The 13,440-nt window shown below is 57.4% G+C and carries 13 protein-coding genes and 2 pseudogenes; 4 read left to right on the top strand and 11 right to left on the bottom strand.

Going from position 1 to position 13,440, the window contains the following annotated elements:
- Positions 1 to 167: 167 nt before the first annotated feature.
- Positions 168 to 611, bottom strand: a complete 444-nt coding sequence (locus tag K6G35_RS30060) for a MarR family winged helix-turn-helix transcriptional regulator (protein WP_043355349.1) — start codon at positions 609 to 611, stop codon at positions 168 to 170.
- A 151-nt stretch (positions 612 to 762) separates the two neighbouring features.
- Between K6G35_RS30060 and aceE the strand changes: the two are divergent.
- The 3 genes and pseudogenes from aceE to K6G35_RS30045 all read left to right on the top strand — a co-directional run.
- A pseudogene (gene aceE, locus K6G35_RS30055) lies at positions 763 to 1,119 on the top strand (pyruvate dehydrogenase (acetyl-transferring), homodimeric type); the annotation flags it as partial.
- A 114-nt stretch (positions 1,120 to 1,233) separates the two neighbouring features.
- Positions 1,234 to 2,550: a cytochrome P450 gene (locus tag K6G35_RS30050; RefSeq protein WP_081050313.1), complete on the top strand. Its 1,317-nt coding sequence runs from the start codon at positions 1,234 to 1,236 to the stop codon at positions 2,548 to 2,550.
- A 20-nt stretch (positions 2,551 to 2,570) separates the two neighbouring features.
- A pseudogene (locus K6G35_RS30045) lies at positions 2,571 to 2,769 on the top strand (ferredoxin).
- Between the two features lie 158 nt (positions 2,770 to 2,927).
- On the opposite strand, the gene K6G35_RS30040 reads toward K6G35_RS30045, so the two are convergent.
- Entirely contained in the window at positions 2,928 to 4,028 is a 1,101-nt protein-coding gene (locus tag K6G35_RS30040; RefSeq protein ID WP_058698229.1) for an IS5 family transposase, read from the bottom strand.
- A 62-nt stretch (positions 4,029 to 4,090) separates the two neighbouring features.
- Here K6G35_RS30040 and K6G35_RS30035 point away from each other — a divergent pair, with 62 nt between their 5' ends.
- Positions 4,091 to 4,291: an FAD-dependent oxidoreductase gene (locus K6G35_RS30035; protein ID WP_369597129.1), complete on the top strand. Its 201-nt coding sequence runs from the start codon at positions 4,091 to 4,093 to the stop codon at positions 4,289 to 4,291.
- 9 nt (positions 4,292 to 4,300) lie between these two features.
- Here K6G35_RS30035 and K6G35_RS30030 read toward each other — a convergent pair whose 3' ends face one another.
- From K6G35_RS30030 to K6G35_RS29990, 9 genes are all read right to left on the bottom strand, one after another.
- Positions 4,301 to 4,903, bottom strand: coding sequence for a helix-turn-helix transcriptional regulator (locus K6G35_RS30030; protein ID WP_143010733.1), 603 nt, complete (start codon positions 4,901 to 4,903; stop codon positions 4,301 to 4,303).
- Between the two features lie 121 nt (positions 4,904 to 5,024).
- Positions 5,025 to 6,140: an acyl-CoA dehydrogenase family protein gene (locus tag K6G35_RS30025; protein WP_058698228.1), complete on the bottom strand. Its 1,116-nt coding sequence runs from the start codon at positions 6,138 to 6,140 to the stop codon at positions 5,025 to 5,027.
- 11 nt (positions 6,141 to 6,151) lie between these two features.
- Positions 6,152 to 7,333, bottom strand: a complete 1,182-nt coding sequence (locus K6G35_RS30020; RefSeq protein ID WP_058698227.1) for an acyl-CoA dehydrogenase family protein — start codon at positions 7,331 to 7,333, stop codon at positions 6,152 to 6,154.
- Between the two features lie 29 nt (positions 7,334 to 7,362).
- Positions 7,363 to 8,100 (bottom strand): enoyl-CoA hydratase/isomerase family protein, encoded by a 738-nt coding sequence (locus K6G35_RS30015; RefSeq protein ID WP_058698226.1) that lies wholly within the window; start codon positions 8,098 to 8,100, stop codon positions 7,363 to 7,365.
- Positions 8,101 to 8,107: 7 nt separating this feature from the next.
- Positions 8,108 to 8,848 carry an enoyl-CoA hydratase/isomerase family protein gene (locus K6G35_RS30010; RefSeq protein ID WP_043355358.1) on the bottom strand — a complete coding sequence of 247 codons (741 nt, stop codon included), beginning with the start codon at positions 8,846 to 8,848 and terminating at the stop codon, positions 8,108 to 8,110.
- Positions 8,845 to 10,113, bottom strand: coding sequence for a CaiB/BaiF CoA transferase family protein (locus K6G35_RS30005; RefSeq protein WP_058698225.1), 1,269 nt, complete (start codon positions 10,111 to 10,113; stop codon positions 8,845 to 8,847). The genes K6G35_RS30010 and K6G35_RS30005 overlap by 4 nt, the downstream gene beginning before the upstream one ends.
- A gap of 13 nt (positions 10,114 to 10,126) precedes the next feature.
- Entirely contained in the window at positions 10,127 to 11,542 is a 1,416-nt protein-coding gene (locus K6G35_RS30000; RefSeq protein WP_043355360.1) for an aldehyde dehydrogenase family protein, read from the bottom strand.
- Entirely contained in the window at positions 11,542 to 12,411 is an 870-nt protein-coding gene (locus K6G35_RS29995) for a VOC family protein (RefSeq protein ID WP_052495072.1), read from the bottom strand. Before K6G35_RS29995 ends, K6G35_RS30000 begins: the two co-directional genes overlap by 1 nt.
- Before the next feature lie 24 nt (positions 12,412 to 12,435).
- On the bottom strand, positions 12,436 to 13,419 hold the full coding sequence (locus K6G35_RS29990; protein ID WP_058698224.1) for a Bug family tripartite tricarboxylate transporter substrate binding protein: 984 nt from the start codon (positions 13,417 to 13,419) through the stop codon (positions 12,436 to 12,438).
- Positions 13,420 to 13,440: the final 21 nt, after the last annotated feature.

Genomic DNA, 13,440 nt, shown 5'->3' with positions numbered 1-13,440 from the left:
ATGTCCGCTTAGGGTGGGTCGGTAAGCGCCGGTCATGCCACTGACCTTTGATTGAGGCGTCAGGGTACCGCCGTTGCCAACTAAGTCGAACGTGTCCCAAAAAGCGGACACATTCGTCCCCTCCGGCGCGAGCCAGAAGCGTCACCGCACGAAAAGGGAGTTCGAACCTATTTCGGCCACCCCGCTTTGGCTGCCGCCGCATCCAGCGCACGAGAAAATCGCCCGATGTCTTCCGGCCGGAACTCGGCCAGAAACAGTTCTTTGACCGCCGCCTCGTAGATGCCCCACATCTTCTTGCGCAAGGCCTTACCTTGCCGTGTGACGGACACGAACGCGGCGCGGCCGTCTTCCTCTGACCGGATACGGGTCACCAGTTCTTCACGCTCCAGCCGGTCAATCAGGCGAGTCAGGTTGTACCGCTCGATGGCAAGCACATCGGCCAGCTCATGCATCCGGCGGCTTTCCTCCGGCCCGCTTTCAATCCCCCACAGCACGTCGTACCACGCGTAGACTGGCAGTCCAGCCTCGGCAAGACGCCGATCCACCTCACGTATCAAGGCCCGGTGCGACCGTACAAACGAAAACCACAAATCCGGCTTCTCAGTCGACATGGTATCTCCAATAGTTGCAGTTGCAATTATGCCGCAGAGCGCTCACAATGCCCAGACGATTGCAACTGCAATTCATTTGAAGCGCAATGGCCACGCCTATCCGACCGGGCCTGATGCGAACCGAAGCCCCGTCAATCCCATGGAGACAGAGATGAATGCCCCGGTGTTGCCGCTACACGTATTGCCGCTGGATGTGGACCCGCAGGAAACCCAGGAATGGATTGAGGCCCTGGCCGCCGTGACCGAAGTGGAAGGCCGCGAACGCGCCCACTACCTGATCGGCCGCCTGCATGAATCGGACGCGGCCCGACACGGGGATTTCCATGGCGCAATCACGACGCCCTACGTCAATACGATTGCCGAATCGGGCGAGCAGCCGTACCCAGGCGACACCTCGATCGAGCGCCGACTGGCCGCCATGGCGCGCTGGAATGCCATGGCGATGGTGTTGCGGGCGGGCAAGCACTCCAACGTCGGCGGGCATATCGCCACATATGGGTTCTCCGCTTTCTTCTGATGTCTACGGGTCGACCTTCGATTCTGTTGTTGAGGGTAAACCCCCTTTGCGCCACATAGGTAGGCTACCTAACATTAGCCACCAATCGCCCTCGGAGATATTTCCATGACGGAGTCGCCTGCTCCCACCCCTTCCTCCAACCCATCTTCCGCGGTAGAAGGGCGCTGTCCTTTTGATGCGGCTGCGAACGAGCCGAAATCAGCGTGTCCTTTTCACGCTGAGGGCGACAGCGGCGGAATCCCAGATTTCCCCCCTAAGCGCGTAGATCCCTTGGCGCCGCCGCCGGTGTTCTTCCAGATGCAACAGAAGGGCGAATTGGCACAAGGTAAGCTTTGGGACGGAAAGATCGCTTGGCTTGTCACGCGTTATGACGATGTTCGCGCTGTCTTGTCGGACTCTCGCTTTAGCTCCGACGTCTCACATCCGGGATTTCCCTCTTCCAGCGCCGCAGTAAAGGTTGTTCGGAGTAGTAACCGGACCTTCATTACCCTGGATGAACCCAAGCATTCAGAGCAACGGCGGATGCTGACCGGCGAATTCACGATCCGAAAGATCGAGAATCTGCGGCCGCGACTTCAGGCCATCGTGGACAAGCTCTTGGAAGATTTTGCGATGGGGCCGCAGCCTTCTGACCTGGTTAGCGCCTTTACATTGGCGACACCAGCATTGGCTATCTCAGAGTTGCTTGGTGTTCCATACGACGATCACGACTTCTTCCAAGAACAGGCGATGATCATGACGTCGAGCACCGCGACGAGGGAAGAGGCTAGCGCCGCGAATCAAGCGTTGTGCGAATACCTGCGTGAACTGGTGGCGAAGAGATCCGAAAGCCCCGGGGAGGACATCCTCAGTCGCCTTATCGTTAATCATGTACGGAAGGGCGATATCACTGAAACAGACGTGGTCTCGCTTGGAAGGCTTCTGCTGATTGCCGGGCACGAGACGACGGCAAATACGACGTCGATGGGGGTGCTCTTCCTACTTCAGAGGCCGGACATCTGGGAAGAGCTTCGCCAGAATCCAAGCCTCGTTCCAAACGCGGTGGAGGAGATGCTACGCTTCCTGGATGTCATACAGTCCGGGACGCGACGTGTCGCACTGGAGGACGTTGTCGTGAATGGGCAATTGATCCGAGCCGGTGATCCCGTTGTCGTGCTTAGTATTTCCGCAAATCGCGACCAGGAGCAGTTCAAAGATCCCCACGTCTTTGACCTCCGCCGTGATGCCCGGACACAGATCGCATTCGGATACGGCCCGCATCAGTGCATGGGACAAGTTCTCGCCAGAGTCGAAATGCAGATCATGTTCACCGCCCTACTGAAGCGCCTGCCGAATCTTCGGCTGGCCGTGCCCATCGAGAGCCTCGCGTTCAAGAGCGATTCGCTCATGTATGGTGTTAGGGCACTGCCCGTTAGCTGGTAAATCCACTACGGCGAATCACGATGAAAATCACAATCTATCCCGAAAAATGCTGCGGTTCCGGCCAATGCGTCGTCAATGCGCCGGATCTGTTCGACCAAAAGGATGACGGAATCGTCATTCTTTTGAATGCCGATCCGTCGGCCGATCAATACAAAATCTGCACGCTTGGCTGCTGGGATCTGTCCGGCGTTGGCAATCGAGATTCACGAGGCTCTCTGATGATTCCCCTAACAGGCTGCTGAAGTACTCATCGCGCAAGCGATGAGTACTTCGCCTCAAGGCTGGTAGGTTCGCTATTTCTCACAATCCGGAAGTCGGACCTCCCTGCATCGACTTTTCCTGCGTTTTGACGCCCATTTCCGGCCTCATTACCGCGATTACTGCAACTGCGGACGGATTTGTCCCAGCGAGCGCATGCGCACGAGGTTGTAGGCGGCCATGCTCAGCACAAACATCTGGTCGACCTTCTTCAGGCCGCGCACCATCACCTGACGCATGCGCCCCACGGTCTTGACCCAGCCAAAGCCCTGTTCGATCAGCTTGCGCTTCTGTTGCGAGACCGCATAACCGGCGCTGCTGGCAATGGCATCAGGAACGGCCGAGCGCCGCCCCGAGGTGTTCTGCGCCACGTGGGGCGTCACCTTCATTTCCAGGCAGGCCTGAATGAACTCCTGCGCGTCGTATCCCTTGTCCGCGCCGACGGTTACTTCCACGTTCAGGTCCTCAACCACCTGCCTGGCATCGTTGAGCATTACCTTTGCGGCCTCGCGCTCGGCGTGTCCGTCCGCATTGGTCACCATGGCGCTCACCACCAGGCCGTGGCGGTTGTCGCTCAGGGTATGACCCATGTAGCGCAGCTCGCTGGCTGTCTTGCCCTTGCGGTACAGCTTGGCATCGGGATCGGTCTTGGACTCGTGCGTCTCGTTGCTGCGCTTGCGCCCCTTGAAGTTGCCGCCGTCGTTATCGTCTTGGTCGCCGCCATCCTTGCGCACGAAACTCTTGTGGCCTGCCCACGCCTGAACCAACGTGCCGTCTACGCTGAAGTGCTCACCCGACAGCCAGTTCTTCTTCTGCGCGATGGCCAACACCTCGTTGAAGAACTGGATCACTGCATCATGTTTGATCAGCCGTTCGCGGTTCTTGGTGAAGACCGTGGGCACCCAAACTGGGTCGTCCATCGACAGCCCGATGAACCAGCGAAACAGCAGGTTGTACTGCGTCTGCTCCATGAGTTGGCGCTCGGAGCGAATGCTGTACAGCACCTGCAGCAGCATGGCCCGCAGCAACTTCTCCGGCGCGATGCTTGGCCGGCCGCCCTTGATATCGGCCTCGTACATCTGCGCGAACAACCGGTCCATCTTCACCAGCGCCTGATTGGCCATGGTGCGGATCGAGCGCAGCGGATGGGACTTCGGCACGAAATCCTCCAGCCTCCGCATCGTGAACAAACTCTCGGTGAAGGTGTCTGCGCCGCGCATGAATGTGGGGTTGGATGGGGTCCTCAAACCAACGCTTCAGCCAGTCCTCGCGCTGACTTCCGTTGGAGGTATTTCAGCGGCCTGCTAAGCAAATCGTAGTCATCGGGGCAACGGCCGCCGGCATCACGGCGGCACGAGCAGCCTGCGCGCGCGAGGCTGGGGCGGATGGTACTTCCATCGCAAAAGAGGGCGGCCTGCCCAACGGCCGCCCATCTCTTTCGAAGCGGTTGATGGCTGGCAAACGTTCAGTAGAGCTCCTCTAAATAGATCGCCTAGCGGGCATAAAATTTCATTCCGCAAATAACATCTGCCGAAACTTTAAATCTATTATAGAAAGATGACTCAAAGTCATAGGATTGGCTCCACCCAATTCTGTTCGAAATATCCGGTATAGATCTTTCCAGTCCTGCCAATTCGAACAGCGAACGCATAAGCCGCTGCGTGTTACATATTTCCGTGAAGCAATTGCCCTGGCTGAAGAGGGTCCGCCTGACTCTCGAGGATGTTGTCTGCAAACTATCCGCTATATCTGCAATATTCCAAGCTTCCTTTGGATTCATAAACACCGACAATGAAATTGCCTCCCAAAGCGGCCTGGAATCCCACAGATCGTGCATTGGTTGATCACGCACCACAGAATAACTAGTTACATCCAGATCGAAGCTGCAATGCGAGCTCTTAAAAATAGAGCCGCCCAAGAACAGACTCGCAGGAGAAAAAGCGGGGAGCTTCACGAACTTCCCCTCTTTAATTACGCGTGAATAGCCTTGTCGGCTGATTATCTGCTCGCCACTCAACGAAGTCACTTTCATTGGAATTGGAAGAAAAATATCATGGATCCCGACTTGGCTTCGTGACTGAAGTTGCGTCTGCATCAATTACGCTACTATCCCGGTCCGATACTATGAGCAGCGCGAGGATGTACCACCGCGCTGCCGGAAACGATGAGGGTCACCCGCCATCGCAATTCATCGAGCACTTACTCTTCGCGGCGCCTTAGGCAGCCTTGTCAAGCTCGGGATGCATGGAGTCCGACATCTGCGCCAGATGATGCAGCGTATCTCCGAACACCGATTCCATTTGGGTAAGGCGTCTAAAATAGTGGCTGACGATATACTCATCCGTCATTCCAATCCCACCGTGCAATTGCACGGCCTGCTGGCCGACGAATCGCATCGACCCGCCCAACTGATATTTCGCTTGTGCCATGGCGCGACGTCTCTGGTTCGCCGGCGCGTTGACGTTGAGCGAGGCGTAGTAGCTCATAGACCTCGCGAGCTCTAGACTCATCTTCATATCTGCGACGCGGTGACGCAACGCTTGGAAGCTCGCGATAGCGACGCCGAACTGCTTGCGCGTCTTCATGTACTCCACCAGAGCCTCCAGGGTTACGTCCATCACGCCCACGGCCTCTGCACACGTCATTGCAATGCCAAGATCCACGGCATACGACAGGCAATCCTGGCCTTCGCGGGTGACTAGCGTGCCCGGCGCCTTCGACAACGTCAGCTCCGCGGCGCGCGAGCCGTCGACAGTTTGATAAGGGTGTACCAATACACCTGGGGCGGAGCGCTCCACAAGGAACGCTCCGAGAGTGTCAGCAATCATGGCGGGTACAATGTACGCAGCAGCATGATCGCCAACCGGCACGAGGCTCTTACTCCCAGTAAGCTCCCAACCTTCCGCCGTCTCGACTGCTCGCGTCTCGCACGTATCGATGCGATAACGATTCGCGCGCTCCTGCTGGGCCAGTACGACCAGACTTTCTCCAGAAGCAATCGTAGGCAGCCACGCCGCGCGTACGCTTGCTTCGGCGTAGTTCGACAGCACTGCACCCGCAAGTAGAACTTGCGCCAGCGGTTCGAGTACGATGCCCCGCCCCAGTTCCTCCATAACCACCATAACGTCGACCGGCCCCATACCGACGCCGCCATACTCTTCTGGGACGTAAAGTCCAGTCAGCCCAAGCTCCGCAAGCTCCGAATACGCGTCCGCGGAAAATCCGCCGCTGCTCTCGGAACTGCGACGGTGCTCAAACGTATAGCTACGCTTTACCCACTTTCTTACTGCATCTCGCAGTTGGTCCTGGTCGTCAGTGAATTCGAAATCCATGCTCTACTCCTTTATCCGAGGACCACTTGCGAAACAATGTTACGCTGCACTTCATTGGAGCCACCGTAGATAGTGGTTTTCCGCAGATTAAAATATGTCGCGGCAAGCGGAGCGTTCCGTCGCTCTCCACCTGGGAACTCGCCATCCCACTCCGTCAACATAGCGTCTTGAATAAATGGGAGGCTATAGGGACCTGCAGCCAGCATCATCAATTCACTGTAGCGCTGTTGAATCTCACTGCCTCGGATTTTCAGTAGGCCTGCGATATCCAATGGATTCTTCCCGGATTTTTCTGCCGAGATAACGCGAAGAACCAGCATTTCGAGCGCGATAATATCTACCTCGAGCTTCGAAACCTCGTCTTTGAAACGAGGGTCGTCCATCATGCCTTCTGCAGCCGCGATTCGCTTCAGGCGTCGGAGCTCACGCTTGGCACGCCCGACTTCTGCAATGTTCGAGCGTTCGTGACTGAGAAGGTGTTTGGCATAGGTCCAGCCCTTATTTTCTTCGCCAATCAGGTTCTCAACGGGGACCTCAACATTGTCGAACCAGACCTCATTGACCTCGCACTCGCCGTCCAGCAGCTTAATGGGCCGAACCGTGACGCCAGGCGAACGCATGTCAATGAGCAGGAAACTGATCCCTGCCTGCGGCTTCCCTTCTGTATTGGTCCGGACGAGACAGAAAATCCACTCCCCGTACTGAGCCAACGTGGTCCAGATCTTTTGACCATTGACTATGTACTTGTCTCCCTTTCGCTCCGCTCGTGTCTTGAGCGAAGCCAGGTCGGAACCCGATCCCGGCTCGCTGTAACCCTGGCTCCACCAAACATCGCCCGTCGCAATGCCGGGCAAGAAGCGCGCCTGTTGCTCAGCGTTACCAAATGCCATGATGACTGGTGCCACCATGACAGGCCCATAGGGCACGAGTCGCGGTGCTCCTGCCAACGCGCACTCTTCCTCGAATATGTGCCGCTGCACTGGTGTCCAGCCCGTGCCGCCGAACTCGACTGGCCACTTATACGTCAGCCAACCCTTTTTCCCCAGAATTTGGTGCCAACGCTGCATATCGGTGCGGGATAGCTGCAGTCCGTTGTGCACCTTGTGCGAGATCTCCTTCGGCAAATGGGCGTCGATCCACGCATGTACCTCTTTTCTAAATTCCTGCTCTTCTTCTGTGAAATTCAGATCCATTTCTCAGTCCCCTACTGTGTTAGTTAGTCCTAGCGGCCCACGAAAACGGGAGCGCGACGCTCCTTGGCCGCCAACGCCCCTTCCCGGGCGTCTTCACTCCTGGCCAGCATCTGAGCTTGGTACTGGGCGCTATAGCCTGCCTCAACCAGTCCTACCGGAATCGAGTGTCTCGCCGCCTGTTTGAGGAAACGCAGTACCAGCGGCGCTGCGCTCGCAATCTGACGCGCTGTCACTAGAGCTGCCTCTGTTTCGCTTCCTGGTTCACAGAGTTCGTTTACGAATCCGACTTCATAGGCCCGTTGGGCGGATACCGGGCGCCCGGTCAACATGAGCTCCATCGCGATCTTGTGGGGAATCCGACCGACCAGCGAGCTAATCAAGCCGGCTGCCATGCCTAGGCGACCTTCGGGATAGACGAAGGTCGTTGCCGAAGTCGCTACACAAAGATCGCAGAATGCAAGCATCGATACGCCCGCCGCTATCACGGGGCCATTAACCGCTGCAATAACCGGCTTTCCAATGTCAAATGCGACATTGGGAATGGCATGCCAAAAGGAATCCGGTGGATCGTCCGTGTCGAGGCCTGCCGTAAACACCGACCCCTCTGCACGTAGCAGGGCAACGCGATCCTCTGAGCCCGCGAAGTCTTGCCACGCGTCGTGCAACGCGTCGCACATTTCCGAGTTCAGCGCGTTTCTCTTATCCGGCCGATTCATCGTAATGACCCGGACGAAATTTTCTGATTCGATTTTTATCAACTCGGCCATGGCGTTCTTAACGCTTCTTGTTCAGGAAGGATTTGAAGATTTCCTGAGTGGCTTCGGTATTCAAGAGTTCGGCGAACATCTTCACTTCCAGGTCGAGCGCAGAACCCACAGCGGCACGATTCTCGTGGTTCAACATCCGCTTTGTCGCGCGTACCGAAGCCTTGGGAAGCTTTGCCAGTTCGGCAGCCGTTTCGCGCGCCCGTGCAAGGGCTTCCCCGTCCTGCGTCAGCGACGTCAGAAGCCCGGCATCGAAAGCTTCTTCTGCATCAAAGAACTTTCCAAGCATCAACCACTCACGTGCCTTCCGGACACCTACCAGCGATTCGAGCAGGTAGCTGGATGCGCCCTCGGGGCACAGACCCAGCGATACGAACGGCATGCGGAAGCGCGCATCTTGGGATGCGTAGGCAAAATCGACGTGTTGCAGCATCGTGGCGCCGATTCCAATCGCCAGTCCCTCGACTGCTGCGATTAGCGGCACATCGATCGCGGCCATCTTCCGGAGAAGCGTGACAGCAGGGGAATCTTCATTACCCCGCCGGGTCTGGAAATCATTGATATCGGCACCGACAGTGAAGTGTCCGCCCGCACCATGCACGATGACTGCGGCACATTCCTTGTCCGCGTTGGCCTCATCCAGAAGACGGGTCAGTTCCTGGTACATCGCGGCGCTGATCGCATTGCGCTTTTCTGGACGCGCAATGCAAATCTCCAGGACGTTTCCGACATTATTAGCTTGGATGCTCATGATTGCTCCTGAAGTGTCTTTTTTGACGTTTGGCAACTAATCACCCCACGTTCTTCGAGACCGGCGATGTGGTCCGCGGAAAGTTCTAGCAAGTCGGAAAGCACGTCTTCTGTGTGCTGACCGAGTTTCGCGGGCGCCCGAACGTAGTGCACCGGCGTTTTACTGAATTTGATGGGATTGGCGATGCCCCGTACCGAGCCGATACCTTTGTCAACCGGCACGTCGATCGTCATCTGACGGTGGATGACCTGTGGGTGAGCAAAGGCTTCCTTGTAGGTATTGATACGACCGTGCGGGATATCCGCTGCGGAGAACGCGGCAAGCCAATGCTCGGTTTGGCGCGCCGCAAGAACCGACGACACCTGCGCAATTAGCGCCTCTCGATTCCGAATGCGTCCGGATGCGGAATAGAACGTCGAATCCCGGGCCAGTTCTTTGGCGTCGATCGCTTGGCAAAAGCGTTGCCACTGGGAATCGTTCCCCACAGCAACTACCACCTTACCGTCTGCCGTATCAAAGACTTGATACGGTACGAGAGACGGATGCGCGTTCCCCCACCGGTGCGGTTCGGCGCCATTGATCAGGCACGACAATCCCTGATTCGACGACAAGCCAACCAGACAATCGAGCAGTGCCAAATCGATGTGCTGACCTTCTCCCGTGACATTCCTGTGGTTCAACGCGGCGAGGATCGCGACCGTCGCATACAGTCCCGTCGTCAGATCAGCAATGGCGATCCCGACCTTCTGTGGCCCACCACCAGGCTCGTCATCACGCTCGCCCGTTATGCTCATCAGCCCGCTTTCCCCCTGGAAAACGAAGTCGTAGCCGGGGCGGTCAGCGTACGGCCCGGATTGGCCGTACCCGGTGATAGAGCAATAGATCAGGCGCGGATTGATCTTTTTCAGACTGTCGTAGTCAAGCCCTCGACGAGCCAGATCACCAACCTTAAAGTTCTCTACAAAGATGTCGCACTCAAGAACGAGCTTACGGATCAGATCCGCACCGTCTGGGTTGGCGATGTCCACGCCAACCGATCGTTTGTTCCGATTTGCGGAAGCGAAGTAGGTGGAATCCTCAAGCACTTCCGCTTCACTCGTCATCGCATACGGCGGCCCCCACTGCCGCGTATCATCCCCTCGCGATGGGTGCTCAATCTTGATGACATCGGCTCCCATGTCGCCCAGCATCTGGGTACACCATGGCCCTGCGAGCACTCGCGTCATATCCAATACGCGAATGTTCCCTAGAGCTTGTTTCTGCATAAGAGACATTCCGTCATCCCTCGTTCATTTGGATAGATTTGTACTCGAGGAACTCATCCAAACCGACGTGACCCGCCTCCCGGCCAACACCGCTTTGTTTGAAGCCGCCGAAGGGCGCTACGGGGTTGAATCGGGCGCCGTTAATATCGACCTGTCCTGCACGAATCTTCTTAGCGGCGTCGAGTGCGAGGTCAGGATCGCCCCAAACGGCCGCCGCCAGGCCATACACCGTTGCGTTGGCGATGCGGATGCCGTCGTCGATTTCGTCGTAGGGAATCACGCAGAGCACGGGGCCAAACACCTCTTCCTTGGCCAGATAGTTATGTTGATCTGTGAGAAACACCTTCGGGCTGACGAAGAATCCTGCAGGCGGAACATCCTGGCCTGACGCGATGAGCGTGGCGCCCTCCGCTACCCCTTTTTCCGCTAGTTCCTGCACGCGGTCACGCTGCTTGCCAGAAATGAGCGGGCCGATCCGATGGCCTTCGACGAGGCTGGATCCGACAGAGAACTTGGCGAGTTCTTGCTTCACCAGGGCTTCGACGGCCGACACATCACGCGAGTGAACAATCAACCTGGTCAGCGCGCTGCAAGTCTGACCGTTGTTGAGGAAGCAGGAAGCGAGCGTTCCCTTGACGGCCACAGTCAGGTCCGCACCCGGCAATACCAAGGAAGGCGACTTGCCGCCCAATTCCAGCGTCACCTTCTTAATGGTCGACGCGGCCAAGCAAGACACTGCACGACCCGCTTCCGTGGATCCTGTGAAGCTAACCATGTCCACGCCGTCAGCTCGCGCCAACGCTGCGCCCACTACCGCACCCAAGCCGTTCACAACGTTCACCACGCCCGAAGGAAAGCCTGCGTCATTGATGGCATCGCAGATAAGGCGCGTTGTTCGGGGCGTCAATTCACTTGGTTTGAGCACGACTGTGTTCCCGGCCAGAAGCGCGGGCACCACCTTCAGAATGATCTGATGAAGCGGGAAATTCCATGGCGTGATACATGCCACGACGCCGAATGGCTCCCGGACGATGACAGATGGGCCCGTTCGCGATTGCCATGGAAATCCTTCCGCCAGCTTTACGAAGTTCCCAATGTTCCGAATGGGCGAGTCGACTTGAACGATGCGTGAGATCTTCAAGGGCGTGCCAACCTCAGCCGCGATAGCATCGGCCAACGACTCCTGCCGATTTGTGAGTTGGTCTTTTAGGCGATTAAGAATTGCGCATTTGTCCGACACGGATGTTGCGGACCAGCTGGCCAATGCGTTCTGCGCGGCACCCAAGGCGAGACCGACGTCCTCCTCGGTACCTGGAAGAATTTGGGCCGATACCAGGCCAGTATTCGGGTCCTCTACGTCGATGAGCTGTGTGCCAGAAGCACGGCGCCACGATCCCCCGATGTATTGCTGATCGAAGATCTCCGGCATCACGACTGCACCTCTGAAATCTCTTCGACTTTCTCGGGGCTACCGGACCATCCCCACGCCAACGAGGTTCGGGATACACCAAGTAGGACGCCATTCAGCGCGCTCGGATGGATCCAGAGGCCGTCCTGCTCGGGCTTGCCCGTGTCGGTCCTTCGGGTCCACTTTGCGTTGCGCGATTCGAGTCGCCTGATTACGTCCGCCAAATCATGCGTTTCGATGTAGCACATGTAAAGTGCGTCACCTCGCTTGCCCGAAAACCTGCCCATGGCAAAGGCGGGATCATGCGCTTCAGCCAATTCGATGCGATCGAGACGATCCGGCGCGAACATCAGCAGCGTGCCTTCATAGCCAAATCGCGCGAACGTGATGTCTACTGCCTTGTCGCGCTGCAGGCCCAGTTTTCGCGCGTAGCAATCCGCGACTTCTCGCCAGTCGGTGCTGAGAACCATGGTGAGCTCGTACAGAAACGACACAGGACCATTCGCTCGAACCCGCGCTGCCGCTTCGCTGACAACGAGTGGCATGCCATAGAGGCCGCCCGCGTTCAAATAGAGACGGCCGTCGGCTTCAGCAAATCGGATACCTTGCTCGGCAAGGAACCTCTGGCATTCAGCCAGGCTAGCTGTCGAGACCCCTCCAAAGAAGAGGCCTTCCCCGAAGCTATCAAGATGATCACTTACGACCCCTGCTCCCCGCGGGGTCCAAAGTTCGACCGTGCTTTCGCCGATTACCAGGCTACGGCCACGGGCATTCAGATGGTCGCTTGCAAGCTCATCAAGATACTGCGCCCCAAGTACTTCCCTGTAGTTCTGCTCTGCTTGATCGAGGTCGCGCACCGCAACGAGGATTCTGTCAACCGAGTTCAACATTGCTTCTTCCTTAAAGTAACTGACCTACTGCACGGTGATGTGCGCGGTACGAATGAGCTTTTGCCATTTCGCCGACTCCTGCTGGATGAATCGGCCGAACTCATCTCGTCCTGCGCCAGAGATGATTCCGCCGATGTCGCCAATCTTGCTGCGGACGTCAGGCATCTTGAGTACAGCTTGAATTTCGGCATCCAAACGGGTGACGATCGGCTTCGGCGTTGCGGCAGGTACCAAGACGCCGAACCAACCAGTGATCTGATAGTTGCTCAGACCAGCTTCAGTCATCGTTGGGACGTCCGGCAGCAACGGGGAACGGACAGCACTCGTGATGGCGAGTGCGCGAACCTTTCCGCCTTTTACGAGATTCAATGCCGAAGGCATGTTGTCAAACATGATCGGTACATGGCCTGCCATCGTGTCGTTCAGGCCGGGGCCGCTACCGCGGTATGGCACATGAACCATGCGCAGGCCCGCTGTCGAAGCGAACAGTTCACCCGCCAAGTGCAAAGATGTTCCGTTGCCAGGCGTTGCGTACGACAAGGGATTGGGCTGTTGCTTCGCGTACTGAACGAGTTCCTTCACCGATTTGACCGGCAGTTGCGGGTTGACCACCAGCAGGTTGGGAACCTCCGCCAGGAGCGTCACCGGCGCGAGATCTCGCGTGGGAGAAAAGCGAGCGTCGGGAGTAAGCGTGGGGTTGATGGCAATAGGACCAATATTGCCCATAACGATGGTGTATCCATCAGCGGGCTGTTTCGCAACATAGGCCGTGCCAACATCGCCCCCAGCGCCTGGCTTGTTCTCGATCACCACGGGCTGCCCGAGTCGTTCAGAGAGCTTGGCACCGACGATACGTGCCAGCATGTCAGTGGTGCCGCCCGGCGGATACGGCACGACCCACTTGATCGGGCGACTCGGCCAGGACTCGCTGGCGTTCGCAACAGATTGACCGGTCGCTGCCCAGCACCCCACCACAGCGGCGCTCAAGCCCAATATCCATCGTTTCATTCGTTGTCTCCTGACCTCAAG

This window comes from Cupriavidus sp. HY129, assembly GCF_059492215.1.
This window is presented reverse-complemented; position numbering and strand designations above follow the sequence as displayed.